This is a genomic window from Zoogloea dura (genome assembly GCF_012927165.1).
In the GTDB taxonomy this organism is placed as follows: Bacteria; Pseudomonadota; Gammaproteobacteria; order Burkholderiales; family Rhodocyclaceae; genus Zoogloea; species Zoogloea dura.
Genome location: NZ_JABBGA010000005.1, coordinates 79454 through 100181, shown reverse-complemented (window position 1 = coordinate 100181; position 20728 = coordinate 79454). Strand labels below are relative to the sequence as shown.

Annotated in this window: 20 protein-coding genes; all 20 read right to left on the bottom strand. The window is 64.3% G+C overall.

Annotated features, from left to right (window positions below; genetic code table 11):
- Positions 1-72 precede the first annotated feature (72 nt).
- The 20 genes from HHL15_RS08270 to HHL15_RS08175 all read right to left on the bottom strand — a co-directional run bounded on the left by HHL15_RS08270 (position 73) and on the right by HHL15_RS08175 (position 20516).
- Positions 73-900, bottom strand: a complete 828-nt coding sequence (locus HHL15_RS08270; RefSeq protein ID WP_076600402.1) for a phosphoadenosine phosphosulfate reductase domain-containing protein — start codon at positions 898-900, stop codon at positions 73-75.
- Positions 878-4336, bottom strand: coding sequence for a hypothetical protein (locus HHL15_RS08265; RefSeq protein ID WP_076600403.1), 3459 nt, complete (start codon positions 4334-4336; stop codon positions 878-880). The genes HHL15_RS08270 and HHL15_RS08265 overlap by 23 nt, the downstream gene beginning before the upstream one ends.
- Positions 4329-5234, bottom strand: a complete 906-nt coding sequence (locus HHL15_RS08260) for a DUF4007 family protein (protein ID WP_076600404.1) — start codon at positions 5232-5234, stop codon at positions 4329-4331. The genes HHL15_RS08265 and HHL15_RS08260 overlap by 8 nt, the downstream gene beginning before the upstream one ends.
- Complete coding sequence (locus HHL15_RS08255) at positions 5231-5449, bottom strand: hypothetical protein (RefSeq protein WP_076600405.1); 219 nt, start codon at positions 5447-5449, stop codon at positions 5231-5233. Before HHL15_RS08255 ends, HHL15_RS08260 begins: the two co-directional genes overlap by 4 nt.
- Before the next feature lie 82 nt (positions 5450-5531).
- Positions 5532-6281, bottom strand: coding sequence for a TIGR03747 family integrating conjugative element membrane protein (locus HHL15_RS08250; RefSeq protein WP_076600406.1), 750 nt, complete (start codon positions 6279-6281; stop codon positions 5532-5534).
- Entirely contained in the window at positions 6278-8449 is a 2172-nt protein-coding gene (gene traD, locus HHL15_RS08245; RefSeq protein WP_076600407.1) for a type IV conjugative transfer system coupling protein TraD, read from the bottom strand. The genes HHL15_RS08250 and traD overlap by 4 nt, the downstream gene beginning before the upstream one ends.
- Positions 8450-8469: 20 nt before the next feature.
- Complete coding sequence (locus tag HHL15_RS08240; protein WP_076600408.1) at positions 8470-9006, bottom strand: integrating conjugative element protein; 537 nt, start codon at positions 9004-9006, stop codon at positions 8470-8472.
- Complete coding sequence (locus HHL15_RS08235) at positions 9003-9611, bottom strand: transglycosylase SLT domain-containing protein (RefSeq protein ID WP_076600409.1); 609 nt, start codon at positions 9609-9611, stop codon at positions 9003-9005. Before HHL15_RS08235 ends, HHL15_RS08240 begins: the two co-directional genes overlap by 4 nt.
- On the bottom strand, positions 9596-10291 hold the full coding sequence (locus HHL15_RS08230) for a TIGR03759 family integrating conjugative element protein (protein ID WP_076600410.1): 696 nt from the start codon (positions 10289-10291) through the stop codon (positions 9596-9598). Before HHL15_RS08230 ends, HHL15_RS08235 begins: the two co-directional genes overlap by 16 nt.
- A gap of 47 nt (positions 10292-10338) precedes the next feature.
- Positions 10339-10983, bottom strand: coding sequence for a hypothetical protein (locus HHL15_RS08225; protein WP_076600411.1), 645 nt, complete (start codon positions 10981-10983; stop codon positions 10339-10341).
- On the bottom strand, positions 10980-11552 hold the full coding sequence (pilL2, locus tag HHL15_RS08220; protein WP_076600412.1) for a PFGI-1 class ICE element type IV pilus protein PilL2: 573 nt from the start codon (positions 11550-11552) through the stop codon (positions 10980-10982). The genes HHL15_RS08225 and pilL2 overlap by 4 nt, the downstream gene beginning before the upstream one ends.
- Positions 11553-11771: 219 nt before the next feature.
- Positions 11772-14042 carry a helicase-related protein gene (locus HHL15_RS08215; protein WP_076600413.1) on the bottom strand — a complete coding sequence of 757 codons (2271 nt, stop codon included), beginning with the start codon at positions 14040-14042 and terminating at the stop codon, positions 11772-11774.
- A gap of 99 nt (positions 14043-14141) precedes the next feature.
- Positions 14142-14447: a hypothetical protein gene (locus tag HHL15_RS08210; RefSeq protein ID WP_076600414.1), complete on the bottom strand. Its 306-nt coding sequence runs from the start codon at positions 14445-14447 to the stop codon at positions 14142-14144.
- A gap of 101 nt (positions 14448-14548) precedes the next feature.
- A complete protein-coding gene (locus HHL15_RS08205) occupies positions 14549-15658 on the bottom strand; it encodes a DUF6094 domain-containing protein (protein ID WP_076600415.1) in 1110 nt (369 codons plus the stop codon).
- A 66-nt stretch (positions 15659-15724) separates the two neighbouring features.
- A complete protein-coding gene (locus HHL15_RS08200; RefSeq protein WP_076600416.1) occupies positions 15725-16381 on the bottom strand; it encodes a hypothetical protein in 657 nt (218 codons plus the stop codon).
- 320 nt (positions 16382-16701) lie between these two features.
- Entirely contained in the window at positions 16702-17529 is an 828-nt protein-coding gene (locus HHL15_RS08195; RefSeq protein ID WP_076600417.1) for a DUF932 domain-containing protein, read from the bottom strand.
- Between the two features lie 90 nt (positions 17530-17619).
- Positions 17620-18228 (bottom strand): DUF3275 family protein, encoded by a 609-nt coding sequence (locus HHL15_RS08190; RefSeq protein WP_076600418.1) that lies wholly within the window; start codon positions 18226-18228, stop codon positions 17620-17622.
- 56 nt (positions 18229-18284) lie between these two features.
- The gene (locus HHL15_RS08185; RefSeq protein ID WP_076600419.1) at positions 18285-18839 is read right to left on the bottom strand and encodes an STY4534 family ICE replication protein; all 555 of its coding nucleotides are present in this window, start codon (positions 18837-18839) and stop codon (positions 18285-18287) included.
- Between the two features lie 448 nt (positions 18840-19287).
- The gene (locus HHL15_RS08180; RefSeq protein ID WP_076600420.1) at positions 19288-19653 is read right to left on the bottom strand and encodes a DUF3085 domain-containing protein; all 366 of its coding nucleotides are present in this window, start codon (positions 19651-19653) and stop codon (positions 19288-19290) included.
- A gap of 65 nt (positions 19654-19718) precedes the next feature.
- Positions 19719-20516, bottom strand: coding sequence for a GTPase (locus HHL15_RS08175; RefSeq protein WP_076600421.1), 798 nt, complete (start codon positions 20514-20516; stop codon positions 19719-19721).
- Between the last annotated feature and the right edge of the window lie 212 nt (positions 20517-20728).

Sequence of the window (20728 nt, the reverse complement as noted above, 5' to 3'; positions counted from 1 at the left end):
AGCGCCCAATCAACAGGGGGGCGCTCGACGCTCGGAAGTTTCCCGACAAGATGGCTCTGTGCTCAACAGCAGCTACAACTGACATACGAGGCACCCTTGATCATCATCGTCCTCCGGCACCTCGGCGGAATCCGCTTGGGAGAAGACCTCCATCAGCGTCACGTTTTCGCGGCGCTGGGCCTTGCGCTCGATACGGATCACGTGCTCGCGCTTGATTTCCTCCATGCGTTCCGGCCGCTCCAGCTCTGCCAGGCTTTCCCCCTGGCTCCACGTGAAGAAGTTACCGGTCTTCTCGTATGGCTTTTCGTACGCCTTGGCCTTGTCGTACAAGTCCGGATACGTTTCCTTGAGGCGGACCCACTCAATCTTCTGCTGGTAGAAGCAGAAGTAACATCCCGAGCGGGTACGGCCCCAGCGTGTGTATGGAGGCATGCCGACGCCGGAATTCCTCAGGATTTCTTCGATGTCGCGCAGCACCAGTCCGTCTTCGCGGAACGGATAGACAGCCTTGATGTTCGGCTTGTGGCTGATGTAGCCGCTGCGGTCCTCGTCAGCGCGCAATCCAACGTAGTTCACGACCTCGTCGTTGCCGCAATATTGCTCGAAAGGCTTGAGCTTCAAGGCCCGCGTGCACCAGCGCCGGTGATTGGATGGAATCATGCCGCCGTACATCTCGTACCAGTGGTCGAACCCGACGTCTGCATTGAGATGCGTCACTTCCTTGCCGAGGTAGTTCGAGATGCGTTGCAGATACTCGTAGGTCTCGGGAAGCTCCTTGCGCGTGTCGCTGAAGATGTATTCCATCTCCGGCACGCGGTCACGCAGGTAAATGGCCAGTGCCGCGCTGTCCTTCCCGCCAGACAAGCTGAGAATATGTCTAACCCGCTTCTCGCTTGTCATGGTGCTTCTCCTCGGTGGAATTCGTCGGTGCACGCGTTACCTGCAAGTTCTGCAGTGCCTGCGCCAGTGCAGCAGCGGCGGTCTGTGGGTCAGCACCGGCCTCCTGCGCGAGCAGGTCCAACAGGTTGTGCGCAAGCCGGGTGGAATGCTCGGTCGTGGCGACCAGCAACGCGGACTCCTGCCCGCTAGCGCTGGTGAGCGTCAGGCTCATGAAGCGTTCGGCAGCGCGCGGTGCGCCCTTGCGCTGCATCACCAGACGCAGCCAGCGTCGGTAGTGGCCGGAGATGTCTGTCACAGCCTGAGCAAAACTGACGACAGTCTCGTCCGTCCAGGCGTCCAAAGGGAGCTGGACGAGTAGGCTGGCCACGGAATCGAGCCACTTCTCGTCCGTCAGCGTTAAGTCCGTGCAACGCAGGATAAAGCTCTTGAGTCGGGCGTCTGCCAATCCGGTAGCGGTACCAGAGCATTCGGACTGCAACTGGCTGCGGATCTTGCCAAGCGGGCCGATCATCTCAAACGCTTGCCCCAGCTCTGTGACCACAACATCCTGCAGCTTGCGTTGGCTCATGCCCAGATCAACCAGCGCCGCAGACAGCCATTCTTGAAAGGGGCGTTTCCCCTTGCTCTGGGCATACACTTTAGGCAGCGTCGAGGTCAGCAACTGGATCGGATCCTGCGCTTTGCGCAAAGCCGAGCGAACCAGTGCGGCATCCTTGCTGACTCGTCCTGTCTGTTGAGTGAAATCCGACAGCCGTCCGAACCAGCGGTACAGGGCCCGAGCTAGCTCCAGATATGTCGCTTCGCCGCTGGGCACGGCCCCAAGCGAGGCAAGCACAGCGCCGTAGTCACGCAACAAATTGTGGCCGCCCTGCGCCTGCGGGAGTTCGCGCAACGTGAACGTGTGCGGATTCCGATGCATGCGCTGAAGGTGCTCGCTCGTGAGTTCCAGCACCAGTGTGCCCCGCTCGAAGACTGCGCAGCGACTGCGATGGATCATCAGGTAAAGCGTGACCCATACGCTGGCTGGACCATTGCGTACACCAAACGGCGGAGCTGCAAGCTCCTGAAGCACTTGCTCGAACGTGGGTGCCTCGTCTCTCGTCAGGACGAGCGAAATCTCAGTCCAGAGTGCGCAGATGTCGACGCGAGCCCCAAGCTTGGGTTCAACGAGCTCGCAGTCGTTGCCGTCGGCCTGCCATATGCCCGTGTCGCGCAACAGCGTGGCGTGGATTAGCCGCTCGGGCGGGTACTCGTTGTCGCGAAAGAGTGTGGCTCCACCGGAACCAGCCAGCAGAGCGTCAAGCAACCGCTGACGCGCAAGGACGATAGCGGAAGCGGGGCGATCCTTGTTGATCAGCTCGTTGATGATGCGCGGAGCACGGTGGAAGACCTTCTCGAACATCCAAGATGCCACCTGGCCGACGTTCATCGACTCGCTGTCCGGCACAGCCTTACCCTGGTGCCAATACACTGGGCCAATGCGCCCCGGATTAGACGCCAATGCGGACAACACGAGTGCATCGACATCCTCTTTGGCCTGATGGAGGCGGCTCTCGACGTACTGGCTGGTCCAGGGATCGAGCCGCTTGGCCGCTACCTCGCGCTGCACCGCCAGCCAGATCGCCAACTCTGCGAGCGCCGCCCGCCCCCGAGCGGACAGCGACAGGCAGCAGTGCACGCTGAGCGGATCGTCCGCGTCGCGTACGCGGTCCAGGACTTGTCGCTCTTCCCGTGAGTCTGCCGTCACCAGGATTAAGCGGAGCCAGCCGTCAGGTTGCCCGTCTGAATCACTTCTGTTGGCGCCTGCATGGGGCCACGCGGTGACTGTTCCGACATCAATGGCTAGTGTGCGGATCGTTCCCCGGCGGTCATAGTGCTTGTTGGCCACAACCAACCGATTCCCAAGCGCGTGCGAAGCACCACGCACAGTAAGCTCGTCGTCGCCCGCCTGCGCCGCTTGCTCGTAGAGCGCTTCGATGTTAATGGCATCTGATACAGCGAATCCGTATTCGGAACGGCTGTGGCGGCAGATCAGCAAGCCTTGGTCCACCAGGCGGTCAAGTAGCGTCCGTGTCTCAGAGACTGAGAGGTTGCCGAGCGCGAATGCGACCAACTCCGGAGTAATGCGTAGCGCGAGGGGTGCCTGCACCAACTCCAACACGGCGATGGTCTTGAGTGCCACCAGAGCGTCCGCGTCTTTCGCCTGCCTCTCAATGCTGACGAGTGCAAATGCCCAACGACGCTCTGCAGCGAGATCGCGAAAGCGTAGCCCATTCCCCGAAGCCAGATAGTCGAACACCTGAGCCAGGCGATACCAGGGGTATCCCTCTACGGAGGTGACTTGCGCAAAGTCCCGAAGCCCCGCCGGCTCGTTGCTGTTGAGGAAGGCATGGAATGAGCGCTCGCTCTGACCATAGCGTTTGGAGACGACGGCCAGCGAAGCCAGCGTCAGCGGATGGAGGGGGTAAAGTTTCTCGGGATGCTGGAACAGACGACGGTCAGCGGGGGTTGGCGCCCGAAGGATGGATTGCTCCAGCGCCGTTGCGAATAGAGACCGTGCGGCACCCACGAGTTTGGAATCGCGGTGCAGCGCCGGCTTAGTGCCTAGCGCATGGGTCGCGAAGTGGACGTAGCGCTCGACGGGCTCGTCGAAGGGTATCTCCTCGAAGCGCGACGCGACCTTGTGCCATTCGTCCCCCAGAGCGCGGCCAATGCCTGCCGCGTAGCTCGCGAAGTGCTGGTGCTGAAGCACAACCATCGCGAGAGAATCGTCCCCTTGCCGGCATGCTTCCTCAGCCAGTTGTTGAAGTGCGATCAGGTCCCCTGCTTCTGGGTGCATCGCGGCGTGCTCGACGAACTTGCCCACTTCATCAACCAGGAGCAACGTGCCAGAGAAACCCTGTGCTCGAGCGACAGACGCGAAATCGCGCATCAGTTCCCCGGCAACCGCGTTGATGGGGCGCCCCTTGTAGAGGCCCGGCTCGCTCAGATGGCGCTTCAGGGCGTTTGCCCCTTTGCCTTGGTGCCAGCCTTCCAGAGCGCGATGGACTTCCGCTTCCAGCGCTAATCCGATGGACAGCCGCGCTCCCACGATCGCGAGCGCGAAACGCTTGGAACTTGCGAATAGGTCGGCGACAGACGCGGAGGCTTCCCGCAGCATTTCCGAGGCCGCAGGATGAGTGTCACGACCAGCGAGCAATTGGGCAAGCACAATCCCCAGCGCCGACTTGCCGCTTCCGTACGGACCAACCACTTTCCAGGCACGCTGAGACCGACACTCCGCAAGCGCCGTACCGATCTGCTTGAGCGCCTGGACGGCATTGGGCGTAGGCAGGTAGCTGGCGATGGTCGTATCGTCGTGAAGGTCGCGGCTCAGCGAGATTGAGCGGGTGTGGTGCGCGTTCAGCTCCAGTCCATCGATGATTCGTTTAAGCATGGATGGGAGCCTCCTCGTGTGCATCCAGTAGGTAGTACGGATCGACGCGGTCGCGGTGAAGTACAACGCTTTGCGTGTCGGAGGTGTCGACGAAACGCACGGCATCGCGCAAGGGGCCTTGTGCCACGTTCTCCACGAAAGCGCGCAACTGGTGTTCATCTAAGCGGAAGACGACCCCGGGGCTGTTCACCCCCTTGAGCAGACGATGGAAATCCACAGATGACGAGCCTTGTTCGGACGAAGCTACAAACTCCACTAACGCAATAGCAAACACGCGCAGGCTCAAACCGATTGGCGCGCGAAGATCGGTGTTAAAGACGATACGTCCATCTTCTTCCTTGGCGGCGCGCAGCAATGCAAGATCCTGCAGCGGGCACCAAGAGGTGTCGTCGCCACTACGCTCGGCTTGGTAGTAACTTTGGAGAAAGATGGCTGCATGCTGCTCCAGCGTGCTGGCGGCGAGCGGCCTGGCTGAACCTTCGGCGCGTTGGGCCAGTGCCGCGACCAGCCGCTGACGGTCGAAGCGCACCAGTCGCCCCTCACCAAACACTTCTGACCAGGCTGCCAGCGCCGCACGAGTACATAGACGCCAATGCAACAACCACAGCGACTCAAGAGACTCCAGATGCTGGTCCCACCCGTGCTTGGGGTCGAGCAGCTTGCGTCCGACGGGACCAGGTTGGTGCCCATGACCCGTCACGGACACAAGAATGCCCGTGGCCTCGCACCAGAATTGCAGCGACTTCAGCATGTTGCGACCGATACCCAGAGCGTGCATTGCCCGCTCTTCATCCTTCAAAAGGCCGGGCTCGACAGAGACCGCCTGGTAGGCCTTTGGTAACCAGCCATATCGGCAGACGAAGGACTCGTGTCCGGAAAAGCGATCGGTGACTGTCATGGTGCCTTGGTCTTGTTCTTGGTGCGTTTCGCGCCGATAGAAGCCTCAGCGGCCTCTGCCGATGGAGAGCGTTCGACGATGATGGCCTTTGTGGTAGCGTCGAAATACAGATCCACTGAATCACCCTCCTGGATGCCGGCATTGCGTAGCAACGCTTCAGTGAGGGCAATTCGTCCCATTTTCTGTACTTTTTTTGTACCGAAATGAATCTTCATGAAGTACCCATCAGGGCGAAAACTGGTCAGTAAAGTAGGGAATATTAACCCAATACAGCCCTCATCAGATACAAGGCATGCGCTATAAATATTTCTTGAACGTTCCCGCCGCGATGTCCACCGCAGCCCCCAGCAATACTGCACTAGGCAGCAGGATCAGCAGCGGATGGACGCTCACCGGCAGTGCCAAGTAAGTCACCCACGGCAGGATAGCCAGCGGCATCAGGCTGGCTTTCGCACGGTGGTAGACGAACCCTGATTCGCGCCCAGCTCCGAAGCTGCGCACGTCGCGCCGCACCAGCCCATCCACCAGGCCGACGAAGGCGGCCATCAGGAACAGCGGCAAGGTCAGCGTCAGCACCAGCAGCCTCACGAGAAATACGAGCACGGTGTAGGCCGAGGCGATCAGGTAGCTCTCCATATGCACATAGACCATGCCCAAGTAGTACCGGAAGTCATGGGTCTTGCTGCGGGCGCCGGCGCTGGCCTGCGTGGCGGCATCGCGTATCCAGTCGAGCAACCCGCTTTTCACGAACAACCAGTCGTAGGCCAGCTCAACGAGATGCAGGGTGGCGCGTCCTGGTTCCTGCACCAGTACGCTGCGCGTGAAGCTCTCAGACACCAGGGCCAGCTCGTGGTTGAGCATGCCCTGGGCGTGGCGCCAGCTTTCCTCGGGCCAGAAGAAGTGCATCCCGACGCACTCGATCACGATGCACAGGAGAAGCGAACCGCACAGCACGCCGAAGAACCGGAACGGCAAGGTGATGAGGCCCGCGATCAGCCCCTGCTGGCGGACCTGCTGGCGCTGCGCCGCGACGGCCGGATCGCTCACGTGCAGGCGCCTTCCTCGCCAGCCTCATCGGCCGCAGCCATCTGCTGGAAGTTCGCCAGCAGATCGTCCGGCAGCGCCTGATCCTGGAAGCCAGGGACGCCCTCGCTCTCCCACCACTCGCCGGCCTCGACGTAATGCTGCCGCATGTAGCCGGCCAGCTCCTGCAAGTCCTTGGGCATAGCCTCGTCGGGGTCGGGTGCCGGCAGCGGCATGCGGATCTTCCACAGTTGCCCGCCTTCGATGAGCGCGAAGCATTGTCCTTTGGGTAGTCCGACCACGTGTGCCGGCTCGATCAGCGGCACGCTGTTGCTGCTGATTCGGTCCTGGGTGTTGGAGGTGAATGCGGTGTTGCCGGTCGGGTCGGAGCTGTCGGTCGCGCCGCTCATCACCGTGGTTGCATAGACCTCGACCTTGGGAAGTTGCCGCGTCAGCAGCTCGGCCGTGGCGGTCTCGCGCACGCGCAGCATGAACAGGTTGTTGAAGTTGCCGACGACCTGGCCGGCCTTGGCGCGGTTGCCGATGCGCGCTTCGATGTCCGAGAGCGTCTGCGTGTAGGCCGTGACCTGGACTCCGGCGCCACCGCCCTTGTTGATCATCGGGATGAACTCGTCGCCCATCAGCTCGTTGAACTCGTCGGCATGGACGTTGATCGGCACCTTTACGCCGGCGGAGGCGCCCGGCAGGCCATCGTCGATGCCGAACTTGTAGATGTGCCCGGCAACCGACACCAGGTCGCTGAACATCGAATTGCCCACGGCGGCGGCGACCTCCGCATCCGACAGCGCATCCAGACCGACGTAGACCACCGCACGCTTGCGGATGATCTGCATCCAGTCGAAGATCGGCCGCGGGTCGTCGAGGTCCGAGTAGTTCGGTGCGAGCAGTTGGGCGATCTTGCCGGTGGTCAGCTTCTCCAGGAGCGGCAGGAGACTCGCCACGATCTTGTCGAAGTAGGTGCGGTCATAGCGCACCGCGCTGCGCAGGCCGTCAAGCACCGGGTCGTAGATGCGCACCTGCGAGAGGTACTGCTCCAGCGCTACGACGCGCTTCTCGCGGCCGATCATGTTGCGCGGGATGTTCTTGTCGTTCAGCCTGGCTTCGAGCTGGACGATGATCTCCCAGGCCTTCGGCTCGTTCTTCGCGAAGAAGTGCTGGGCGTACTCGATGAACAGCGCATCGATGTTGACGACGTGGCGCTGGATCAGCAGGTAGTCGGGCCGCTGCCCCAGTTCCACCAGGGCCCGGGCGATGATGTTGACGAAGCGCCAGGCGAACTCGCGGAAGGCGGCGCTGTTGCCCTCGCCCGAGAGCTGGCCCGCGATGCGGGTGGCGACTTCCGAGATGCGACCGAAACGGCCCACGGCGTTGTAGCGCGCCGAGATGTCCGGCCAGCCCAGGTGGAAGACGTAGAACTCGCCTTCGCGCCCGGCGCGCCCGGCCTCCACGTACATGCGTTTCAGCAGATCGGCATCGCCCTTGGGGTCGAAGACGATCACCACCTCGTGCTGGCCATTGACCTTGCGGCGAATGTCCTGGGTGATGAAGAGTTCGCCCAGGCGTGTCTTGCCCACGCGCGTGGTGCCCAGGACCAGCGAATGGCCGACCCGCTCCCCCAGCGGCAAGGTGACGTCGACCTCGTTCGGCTCGATGCCGTGCAGGCGAGGCAGTCCGCCGACTGGCTGCAGCGGGCGCGCCGGATTGAGCGGGCTGTCCCAGGCCAGGGCCTTCGCCAACTTCGAGACCGGGAACGGGGCGAACTCCAGCCGTTCCTCGATCCGCCGCGCCGCCCGATAGATCGCCGTCGGCTCCACGTAGCGGCGGAACTCCGGCCGGTAGGTCTGCATGAGCCGGTGCGTGTGGCGCTGGTCCCAGCGGAAGCCCCGGCCGATGAACAGCCGCTGCTGGCTCACCGGTACGTCGCGGCTCGTCATCACGTAGCGCGGCAATCTGCGGATGTTGCGCCGGTAGCGCAGGATGGCCCAAGCGTCCCGCAGGCGGATGGTGCCGAAGGTCAGAAATGCCAGCGCGCTGCCCAGCCCCAGCAAGGGGCTCAGCGCGAGCGACCACGGCGCCACCAGGCACAGTAGCGCGGCGCCGGCACAGACCGCGACGGTGTACAGCTCCACCGCTGGCCGCAGCAACACCTCGACGGCTTGGGACTGGGCCATGGCCGGCGCTTCACGTCACTTCAGGGCTCGATGCCGGTGGCGGTGATCAGCACCGGGTAGTGGCGGATGCCCAGCCGCTGGGCCAGGTCGTCGCCCGAGGCCGGCGAGAGCGTCAGCCCCGGTGCGAGGCGGCGCAGCTCGGCCAGAGCTTCGGGCGAAGCCACGTTGACCACCAGCCCCACCGCGTGCAGCTCCTGCAGCGCCGCCCGCCTCTGCTTGAGCCAGGTGCGGGACCGGTCGTCGTCGCCGAGCAGGAATAGCGGCGTGAGGCCCGATGCGCGAATCACACGGCGTGGCTCGTCGCCCGGTGACAGCCGCGCCGAGCGCACCGGCAGCATGGCCGCCTCGGCATCGGCCGCGCTACCCACGCGGGGAACCGGTTCCGGCACCGGGGGTGTGGCGCGATCCGAGTCTTGGGGACCCAATGCCTGGTAGTACGGCAGCGCCGAGGTGCCACTGCGGTCCTCGACGACGATCAGCGGTTCGGAGGTGGCTTGGACGGCGGTACTCGCGGCCAAGAGCAGTCCCAGAGTGGCGGTGAAGAGGATGCGGTTCATGGTGTGGTGGTCCGGATGGAGGAAAGGGACGCATCCGGACCCAGCACCCGGGCGAGGTGCTGGTGGACGCTGCGGCGGTAACGGGCGGCCGGTGCGCCACCTGCAGGTCGGTGGTAGCGACCGATGGCGACCAGCCAATCCTCACCGGCCGTGTGTTGCTCCTGCAGGATCTCCGCAGCGATCGCGAGATTGCGGTATGGATCGAGCAGTTCGCAGGGGTGGACGTAGCGGTGCGCATGGTGGCCGAGGTTGACCTGCCCGAGGCCGGCATCGATGCGGCTGGCCGGCGTGTGAGAGAGAGCCTTGCGAAGTCCGGTGCAGGCGTTGGCCCGCGTGGGGTAGCGCTCGGCCCTGCCGGCGACATTGAGCGTCCACGGCCAGGGAATCAGGCGGCCGCGCAGCCGGGTGCCGCTCTCCTGCAGGGCCACTGCGTACAGCACCGGCGACGGCACACCCACCTGTTGCGCAGCGAGCTGGTAGGCTGGGGGCGGCAGTTCCCGGGCAGGAGCGGGGGACGCACAAGTGCAGGTGCCGAGAACCAGTGCGGCATGGGCGGCCATTGCACTCCACTGCACTAGGCGCCCGGTGGCTATTGGCGCTGCCATTGGCCGTTCACCTCGTGCACCACGGCTGGCAGTTCGCCGGGCAAGCCAAGGGACAGCCAGCGCCCGGCGTCGTGATTGAGCGTGATCGTGCGTGCCTGGACGCGTCCGGGATCGATGCCGGCCTGGGCCGCCCACTGGCGGATGCGCGCATCGTCCTGACGGCTTCCGACCATGTAGAGATCGAAGGATGTGCCGGCCGCCTGCAATTGGCGCACGCGCTGCTCGCACGGCGGGCAATCGGCTTTCACGAAAACGGCCAGCCGGCCGGACCCCTTGTTGCCGGAACCGGGCGCATGCGCGCCGGGCAGGTTCACGCGCTGCTGGCCCGGGAAGAGGCGCTTCCACGCAGCATCGTAGGCGCGTTGGTAGGCAAGTGTCTTATTCACGCGCCTGGATTCCGCCTGCACCTGCAGTTCCGCATAGCGGTTGCGTTCCTCGTAGCTGCGGGCCTCGATGCCCAGGGCAGTGAGTGGATCGAGGTTGGGCGAATAGATGCCGAGCGGCCCCTGCATCAGTTGCCGGTAGCGCGCCCATTCCTCGGGGCGCAGCCCCCAGTCCCGCGCCTGGCGTTCGTCGAGTGCGGCGTCCATGCTGTTCTGCACCTGGCTCGGAGCCGCTCGGGAAGTGGTCACCGGTGCTGATTGCGCGACTGTATCGGCCGCAGCGATGGTGAGGGCCATGGCAAGGCTGATCGCAGACGCAAATCCCGGTTTCATGGCACACGCTCCTACGGCAACGTGATGCGGAGCGTCTGGCCATCCACGCGGAACACGGCGACATGCACCTCGATGGCCTGCAGGTGCCATGCACCGACGGAATTGCCCTCACGCAGCAGCCGCACTTCGGGTAGCGAAGTCGCTCCTGGCGCCGCAACCGACAGGAAGCGTTCGCCGCCGCGCAGCTCAAGGCCGACCACGCTGAACGGCGGTTCGAGCACCTTGGGTTTCGCTGCCTCGGCGGTGCGGCGGGATACCGTCGCTGGTGGCGGCGCCTTCTTCAGGCGCGCTTCGATCGCGCCCACGCGAACCTGCAGTGCCTGAAGGTCTTCGCCGCGGGCATCCGCCGCCTGTACCTGTTCGACGTGCGACAGCCGCTCCTCGAGGGCCTGGCGGGCGGCGTCGAAGTCCGTCTGGGTGATAGGCTTGGGCTGGTGCTTGACCGCTTCGGCCTGCTGTTCGAGGTCGCCGACGCGCGTGGCGAGTGCCTGGACATGGGCGTCCTGGGCGCTGGTGTGGCTTTGCTCGGTCAGGCGCGACAGTCCGACACTGTTGACGATGGTCAGAGCGCTGACGAGCAGCAGCCAGACGCCTGCGGCGATCCTGAGCCAGCGCGTGCGGTCGTTGCTGGCGGGAGGGATCTGAGGGATGTTCATGGCCGGACCTCCCGAGGCTCTGCGGCCTCGACCCGATCTTGATCTGCGCCCGGAACGACGCCAGTCGGGACTGCGATCGAACTGGCGGAAGCGGGTGCCGCCTGGCGCAGGAAGCACACGTGGCGGGAGGCATCGTCGACCGACAAAACCCATGCCGGGCCGGCGAGCACCAGCAGCGCGTCGCGCAGAGCCAGCGGCCCGAGACGCAGATGCGCTGCGGGCAACGGAAGCGCATACAGGGCCGTGGCATCCGCAGCGTCACAAAGGCGATAGCCCGTTCGGCGGAGGACGTGACGCATGGCGTCGCCCACGCTCGCGTCGAAGGTGGGTGGAATCGCGACCTCGACGACCTGCTCCATCAGGTCACGCTGAGCCGGTTCCGGCACCAGCTCGACCAGGGTGTAGCGCCCCTGGCGGACGACGGGAACGAGTTCCGGCGTCTGCTCAGGCACAGCCTCGACCGGCGAAAGGCTTCCGGGTTCAGAGGGGGCCGGAATCGTCGTGCAGCCGGACAGCAATCCGCCGAGCACGAAAAGCGCACAAAGTAGTCGGGCAGAAGATGATGGCATGTGGCAACCCTTGGCGACGAGATGCCATCACCATTGCAGAAAGGTGCCGTGCAGGCAGCCGGGAATCGGGCATTGACCGTTCCCCAATTCCGAGGAGGTGCCATGCGCCCCAGGCGTGCGACATCCGCCGGATCGAGAACTTCGGGACAAGGAACGGAAACAGCGCCAGCTTCGCTGAAAAGAAGCGGCCCCCGAAGGGGCCGCCAAGTCCAGCAACTCTCAATGCACCAACTGCCGTGCCAGCGCCACCTCCACCGAATCGCCATCCTGGTTCAGGACATCGAGCCCCGATTCAGGTACGTCGCCCGAGGTGGATTGCGAGACCATGATCTTCCTGGCCATCAGCCCCAGGCAAGTCATCTGCGAGGAACTGGCGTAGCCGAGATAGATCACGCGCACCGGTTGCTTCTGGCCGATGCGCCATGAGCGCCGCGCCGCCTGCTGCAGCGAATACACGTTGTAGCCCGATTGCATGAAAACGATGGTCGGGAATTCCAGCAGGTCCAGCCCGGTTTTGACCAGCTCGGGATTGGTGATGAGCACGTTGATGCCGCGGTCCAACTGCTCGGCGATCCAGTCCTCGCGGCGGGAGGCATCCACGCTTGCGCGCAGCACCGCCACCTTGAAGCCCTCCTGCTCCAGCAGCACCTTCAGGCGCGACGTGGTGTCGCGCGTGCCGGTGTAGACCGAATAGACCAGAGTCTTGCGACCTTCCGCTTTCTCCTGCTTGCATATCTCGATCAGCTCGCGCTCCTTGGGCATCACCTCCAGCTCGTTGAACTGAGCCGGGACGAATTCCAGGGTGTTGCGCGTGCGCGGATGCACCACGGTTTCCGACCGGAAGCAGCAATCCGGCCAGGCCAGCAGCACGTTGAGGACCACGCCGAGCAGTGTCGTGTCGCGTTTGGCCAGGGCCTGCTTCAGCTCCTGGGTCAGTCGACCCGCCAGATCGCGGTAGGCTGCGGCCTGCGCCGTATCCATCGCGACTTCGCGGAACTCCTCGTCGTAGGGCGGCAACACGTTGCCACCGATGTCCTTGAGCTTGAGGAAGACGGTGAACGGCAGGACGCAACGCAGCACGCCCTTGGGACCGAAACCCGGCGCCTTGACCGTGCGCACCGACACCTTGGTGCCCTTGGCCGTCTTGTGCGCCGTGCCCGTGCTCTCCGAATAGATGTCCTTGAGCACGCCGTGATCGCGCATGAACGCCATCGCGGCCGAGGTCATGCTGCCGCTCTTGGTCGGGCGGTAGCCGTCTTCGATCATCCGCCCGGGCAGGGCTCGGAACAGCAGATGGAACAGGTCGTCGCCGTAGCCGCCCATCAGCGTGCCGGTGAGCAGCAAGGTCTTGCGCGACTTCGCTGCGAGCACGCCCATGGCCTGGCCCTGAGCGGAACCGCCGTTCTTGTACTCGTGTGCCTCGTCGGCGATGAGCAGGTCGAACGTGCCCTGGGGCAGATAGCGCTTGATGTACTCGGACGGCTGGTAGCCGCCCTCGCCAAAACCAAACTCCATGTTCGCCATCGCGCGCTCCATGCGGTGCGCCTGGCGATCCGAGAAGACCAACTCACCCCGGTCGTCCATCAGGTTGATGAACTCGTGGATGTTGTCGCCGAGCATCGACGCAAGGAACGCATCGCCGAACTTCTGCATCAGCTTCTGCGCGGTGACTTCCCCGATGGTCGGGATGCGCTTCAAGGCTTTGAGCACGGACGAGGACTGGTCGCTGGCGGACAGGCTCCTCGGGCGGATCAGCGTCCACAGCGGTGCGGCGCACTGGCTGCACTTGCGGCGGTACTCCTCGGCTTCCAGCTCGACCGGGTTGGCCGGCTCGCCGTCGAGGTCGGCAATGACATGGCCGCAGTCCGGGCACGCCCCCACGTCGCCGTGGCGTGTGCGGTGGAGGGTGAAGACAGGTTTCCAGTGGAACCCCATCCGCATCCGCACGCGGCCCAGGACGAAGAACTCCTGGCCGCTCGCCGGCACGCCCAACTGCTCGCGGAGCTTCAGCAGCTTGAGCAAGGTGTCCGGGCCGTTGAGCACCCAGACCTTGGCGCCGGCCACCGTCTCCTGGATTTCGCGCCGCCACTTGTAGACCAGGTGAGGTGGCGAGAGCACCAAGGTGCGGCGGTAGCCTTCGGCGTTGAGCACGGCGGCCGTCGCGATGCCGACGGTCGTCTTGCCGCATCCCATCTCGCCATTGACGATCGCGGCGCGTTCGCCGCGGTCAACCAACAGCTCGGTGACGGCATGGACTACATCGGCTTGCGCCTGGAACAGCTTGCGCTTGAGACTGGCGAGGACGATCTGCCGATGCGACCGTGCCTGTCCGGCGTAGACCGGGGGATTGGCTCGGTTGAGCGAGTCCAGCAGCTCGTCGCCGAATTCGGACACGAAATCCTGCAGACTGAGAGTGAGAGGAGAAGCGGACGATTCGAGCAGATCGCCCTGCACAGCGGTTTCGGGAGTGGTTTCGAGATCGAGGGACATGGTGATGCTCCAAAGTAATGGGGCATGCACCTCCCCCTGCAGGGCGATGGCATGCCCCGGGGTGGGGAGAATGGAACGGCGCGGGGCCGTCGAGAAGGATCAGTACTCGCTGGGCAACAGCAGCGTCGTGACGCTGCGATCCCATTCGGTGATGATCCAGAGCTTCAGATCGGGCGCGACCTGGTAGGACGAGAACAAACGATCTTCGCCGGATTTCAGTGCGGCGTCGTTCTGCTGCCTGTCACCTTCGTCGAGATCGCCCCAATCGCCGCTGAGATGGCGACGCAGGTACGGAGACGGATTGAGCCGGCCCTGCTGGACCAATGCATCGATGCCGATGGTCATGACTACCTGACCGGGCGAGAAACGTGCTTGTGACGCGAGGTTGAGGACTGCGAGTGCCATGGTGGGCTCTCCTTCTGGAAGAAGGGGCCACGGCACCCCATCGGGGCGACATGACCCCGGTGGGTGGATGAAAGCGACGGCGAACCGTCAGGGAACAGCGATCAGCGGATGGTCAGCACATCTCCCCGTGTCGGGGAACCTGGCGTCATGTCCCAGGCGCGGATGACCGGCACGAACTTGTCGGTGAGGATGCGCGTCTCGGCCACGGAGCCGTCGTCGCGTTCGGTGTATTCCGTCTGGAGAGTCTTCTCCTTGTGGGTATCACCTTTGACGACGAGCACGCGCCCGGTCCTGGACCTCACCACGCCAGAGATCGCGCCCGCGGCCAGGGCCAGGGCGAGATGCCAATGCGACAAGGCCCGTGCCGGAGGGCGCAGCGCCTGCTGCGCGGCACCGAGGTGCGTATCGAGTGCCGGCCAGAGCCCTTGCAGCCGGCCGACCTCGTCGGCGAACTGCTCGGGTTCCATCGTCACGCGATAGAAGTGCTCCGGTTCGGCCGGGCTGATGGGGACCGAGTACGGCAGGAACGGCCATTCCAGCGGCAGTTCCTCGGCTTCGGCGTCGCCTTGCCCGATCTGTAGCAGCAGACCGCGCGTGGCCTTGACCGAATCCGATGCCTGGTCGCGCTGGCGAACCCTGCGACCGAAGACCACCACCTGCTTGAACTGCGTCTCCACCGCACGGTAGATGCGCAGATCGGCGAAGTGGCGCGTCAGCCATCCGACCAGTTCGGCATCGAGCACGTAGGACGGCACGATGAAGACCAGCACGCCGCCGTACTGCAGCAGCGGCAGCGCACGCTGATAGAACAGCTTCTCCAGCCTGGCCCGACCCTGGCCCTGGTAGCCGATGTTCCCGTTGGCGTCCTTGCTCAGGTCGCCATAGGGCGGGTTGAGCCACAGCAGGCCAAAGGTCTGGCGCGAGATCAGCGTGTCCATCAGGTCGCCATGGATGCAGCGATCGACGAGTCCGCGTGCGTGTGCGGCGCGTTCGTCGTCGTACTCGACGGCGAAAGCCTTGACCTGCTCGCGCCCGAGGGCGTGAGCGACTTCGGCAATCGCCACGCCTTCGCCGGCGCAGGGATCGAGAATGCACATCGGCCCGTCAGAAGGGGCCAGCGCAGTGAGCGCTCTTTCGAGCGTGGGCTCGTCCGTGGGGAAATACCCGTTCTTAACGAAATTGCGGGCGAGCCGCGGAAACATGAGTGCCATGGGATTCTCCTGAAGGCGGGAATGAAGGAAAGCGGACATGCGGGGCATGCCCGATGGGGAAGCGTCTCAAGCCACCGTTTCGAGCGGCAGCGCTGAGACAGGCTCGGGCCGAGGCGTCTCAGCGGCGAGCACCCCACTGCGGATCAAGCCGCCCAGGGTCTGGGTCAGCACCGGCACGTCGATGGCGAGTCGGTGGCCTTCCAGTGGGCCGAGGGCGAACGGCAGGCGGGTCAGCATCGACTTCGCCTGCAGCAGCTCCAGCACGAGGTCGCGCCAGTGATCGAGCAGCGGCAGCGGGCAGGTGTCGCGCACCAGCAACCACAGCCGGTCGAGCCGGTGTGTGGAGTCGCGTGGCAGAAGCGCCAGCGCGCTGGCGTTGGCCTTATCGGGACGCACGCAACGGCGGTCGAACAGCCACACGTTGGAAAGCGAGCCGAACAGCGTGCGCCGGTAGGCGCGCGCGCTGCGCTTTTCCAGATTCTCGACGTTGCCGACGAAAACCGGGACGCTGCCGCCTTGCTCGGTGATGAGATGGAACTGGTCCAGTCCCTGTTCATCCCGTCCCAGGGTCAGGCGAGCGAGGAATTCCTGAACCGCGGTGTCGCGCGCCCAGATGGAGAGAAAGACCAGGTTGCCGTTCTCGTTACCGATGCAGCCGTCGGCCATGAGGTCGGGGCATTCATCGATGCGATACAGCGTCTTGGAGGGATGTGTGACAGGCATGGTGTTGTCCTCGAAGGAATCGGAGGCAGCACGGCCCGCCGGGGCACTCACTGCCCCAAGGGGTGGAAAAAGCGCCGCAAGCGGCTTGGCAAAGAAGGACGACCTACGCGTCGCAACGCGCCGTAGCCTTGAAGGTTTTGGCTACCTGGGCATGCTGTCGGCTTCGCCGACGGACATGGGCATAGCCTGCCTCATTGCCGAGCGGGACGTGAGCGACAAACCGCTGCGCGCACTGCTCACGTTGATCGGCCCTCGCGCATTCGGGCACCTCGACAAAGAAGAAGCGGATCATGCCGCGATGGGCACGATCCGCTTGGAGGTCAGGCTTTCAGCTTACGCAGGCCTTCCGCGAGCAGCCAGAGTGCCCGGTTGAGCCGGACGTTCTGGTCGATGCCCTGGACAGGCCGTGTGCGCTGCTGGCGCCCGTTGGCAGTGCGGCCGGTCAGACCGCCTTTGACGAGGTTCTCCTGGATGCGGTTGAACGTGGACCACAAATCCGCGTGGTTGTCGTCGAAACGACGGGGGCGCAGGATCTGGCCTTCCGTGATCGGCACGGTCTTGCCGGGTTCGTCGTACTTGAGGACCAGGGCCGATCTGGCGAAGACCTCGGCCTCGCCGTCGTCGAGCGTGATGGCACGCATGGCGTCGCGCGAGTCCTGCACCTGCTCGAAGCCATGCAGCACCTCGTAGGCACCCTCGATCACGTGATCGGTGACGTTGCCCTTGTGAGGCACGCGCACGTCGGCGAAGGTGTCGCCGCACACCAGACCGTTCTGGCAGACGAAGCGGAACATGCCCGCCAGCATCTGGTAGCTGCTGGTGCCATCGTGCGAATTGAGCAGGATGATCTCGTTGGCCTCGGCGCCGTTGATCTGGCTCGCATGGCGAAGGCGCAGCATGTGCTTGGTGTAGTCGCGGCGGTCCTCCTGGCGCACGCGGGTCTGGCACACCATGAACGGCTGGAAGCCTTCCTTGCGCAGTTCGGTCAGCACTGCCGCCGTGGGGATGTAGCTGTACCGCTCGGAGCGGCTCTCGTGCGGGGTGTCCGCGAAGATGGACGGCGCTACGGTGCGAATCTGGTCATCGGACAGCGGATGATTCGACCGCAGCACCGGGGAGCGATAAGTGAAGCGGGATGCGAGTTGCATGACGATCTCCTTGGATGAGAGACCGGAGCCCCGCCCCACCGGGGAGGAACCCCGGCGGGTGGTGGAACGTCGCTGGCGCGGCGTTGGGAATCAGGCCTTGGCGAGATGCCAGTCCTGGGACAGCGGAGCGAACTCGTAGCCCAACACACCGAGACGGTCGCGCTGCTGACGCAGGACGCGGCGATCGACGGTGGCATCGAGCTTGACGATCTCGCCCAGCGGCCAGAGCGCACCGAACAGCGCCGCGTCATCCGCGTTGGCCGAGGCCTCGGGGGATGCGGTCGGCTCGCTGCCGAACGGCGTGGTGTCGACCAGGGGATCGCGCGGGTTGCGTGGCTTCGCCTTCGGCTTGGCCTGGGGTACGGCCGGCGCGGGTGCCTGCGCTTCCTCGTCGATCGGATCGACTTCCTGCGGACTCAGCCGGCGGGCTTCGTCGCGGCTCAGAGCGTCGATGTTGGACAGCGTCATCCCGCCCAGAAGGGCGCGGATCTCGATGACCATGCGGCCGTTGGCGTTGTAGGTGGAGGGACGAATCTCGGCAATGGCGAAATCGCCCTCGTACTTGCCTTCGGCGTACTGGTCGAGCTCAGCGTTCTTCACGACGAACTCGCCGATGGAGGTCGCGAGGCGGCCGACGTTGAAATCGCCGTTGCGGCCGTGGATGGTCTTGATGGCCAGTTGGCCGGGGATGGTGATCATGAAGGTCTCCTGCTGACGAAGAGAAGACAAGGCCCCAGGGAACGGGGCCTTGCGGATCAGAACGGCTCGGCAGCGGCCAAAGCGGGGGCATCGGCGTCAGCATCGTCGGCAGCTTCGGCAGCGGGCCTGGAGGGCTCCGGTGTCGAGGCTTGCTGCGCGGCGGGCACCTCGGAAGCCTCGGGGACTTCCGGCTCGCGCGCGTCGGTCTCGATCGGCTTGGATTCGGCCTTGTAGACGAGCTTGCCGTCGACCTTGATCCAACTGACGAACAGCAGGCGTGCCTTGAGGCTCACACCCTGCTCGCCGGCACGCTTCCCCTTGGAATAGGTGAAGGTGTCGGTCCACAGGTCGCCCAGGCGGAAGCCGATCATCACTTTCTTCTCTGCCTCGACGGCGTCGATGCAGCGACGAACCAGGTGCTGCGCTTCCGAACCCGATACGCGCGTGTCGAAACGCACGTACGAGACGTCATCGCTGGGACCGTTCAGGGCCGCGATGTCGCAGGCCAGGAACGCATCGCCTTTCTTGGGCTTCACTTCGCGGATGCGATTGAGGTACCCGAGGCCGGTGATGTGCAGATCGAAGTAGGACTTTTCGGTGGAAGTAGTCATGGTGAATCTCCTGAAGAACAAAGAGGCGGAGACACACCCGACCCAGGCGGGGAAGGTGTGGAACCCCCGCGTGGGTTGATGGAACAGCTTGGTGGCATCGCCATCGAGAACCGATGGCCGTTCGCGCATGGACGCCGGTGCGAACTGGTGGGATCAACGCGGTCGGAACTGCGTCGTAGCCTTGAGGATCGTGGCTACCTGGGCATGCTGCTGACGGAAGTCAGCGGAACATGGTGGGAAGCGTGGCCCGAGGTCAATGCCCGCGCCAGTCGGAATTGGCACCATCTGGTTCCCGCATTGGCGAGGGTCTGACTCAGGCGTCGCAGAACCGGGCCATCGACTCTTTGGCCGAGTCCAACAGGTCGTTCTGGTAGGCAAAGAAGTGCATCACAACGACTGTAGGCCAGCAAAAAGAAGCCCCCGAAAAGGGGGCATGGGGAAGGGGTTGTCAATTGCCGTTGTGCGCAGGGGCCACGGCATGCAATGACAAGTGCGTCGCGGTCGCGGACACCTCGAGGTCGCCCTCGCCGCTCAGGATGAGCGCGAAGACACCATCGTGCGGATCGAAGAACTCGCCGAAGTCGTCGCCACCGAACTCGGCGCGCGCCAGCTCCCACCAATCATCGAACGCATCGACATCCGGATTGCAGTGCACGGCGTAGGCGATGAGCTTCTGGCGCCCATCGGGCCTGCGCTCACCGCGCTCGGCCAGGAAGTACACGCCCTGGTCCTTGACCAGGACGACACGACATTGATTGACCACCGCTTCGGCGAGCACGGGCCGCAGGTCGGTACCTTTGAATCGAACAGACATGGATGTGATCTCCAGGAAAACGAATGAAGGGCCTCCCGCCGAGAGGACGGGAGGCTGCGTGGAGGTCAGTGCCGGACAGGCTTGCGACCGGACAGGCATTGCACGCGAATGCGCCGCCAGTTCCCGTCGTCGATCCGCCGCTCCAGCGTCTCGCCGAGAGAGTCGAAGAACACCTCATCGACCCGTTCGACCAGCTCGCCGTCGCGGTGCAGTTCCACTGCGTACACGTCGAGCCCGCGCTCGTACAGCACGGTGACGCGTCCCTGGAACTTCGCCGTGGCCACCGTGAAGCCAATGGCCGGTGGCGTCGCGATGATGTCCTTGGGCAGCGGATCGACCCAGGTGAAGTCCCGTGCGCCGGCATCCACCAGCATATGGGTGATGCGCCGGTAGCCGTCGGGTGCGGGCAACTGTTCCATCTGCTGGATCAGCTCCTGCAGCTCAGGGCTGCGTACCTCTGGAATTGGCAGCTTCGCCGGTGCGGAACCGAGCACGAACCGCTGCACCGTGTACGGCTTGCCGTCGGCAGTGAATGCGGTTTCTTCCTCGGGCGTGTCGGCGCGCAGACCATCGAAACGGCGTCGGGCGTAGGGTTCGACCTGCACCTTGGCGCCCTCGCCGGGCACCTCGGTCACGAGCGCCCGGTCGAGCACCGCGAATTCGGCGCGTCCCGTCTTGATGACGATGGCCTCTTCGGTGGTGGCGATGACCTTGCCCTCGAAGGGCTTGGGATCGATGTGGAAGCCCAGCGTCGAAACCTTTGGCTGGCCGTCGAAGATGTTGAACTTGAAGCTGCGGACGTTGGAAGGCACATGGCCGTGGACGAGCGTCGGCATCTGTGCGCGGATGGCTTGGGTATCCATGAGAGACTCCTTGTGGCAACCAAGGGACTCCCGCCCGCAAGGGAGGTATGTCCCTTGAGGGTGAGGTGGATGGACGCGGCATGCGTCCGGCGAAAGAAGCGACCAGCGCGGCGAACCGCACCGCAGTCTCGAAGGTCTCGACTGCCTGGGCATGCTGCCGGCAACGCCAGCGAACATGCGGGAAGCGTGCGGCAGGCGCAGGTGCCCGTCGT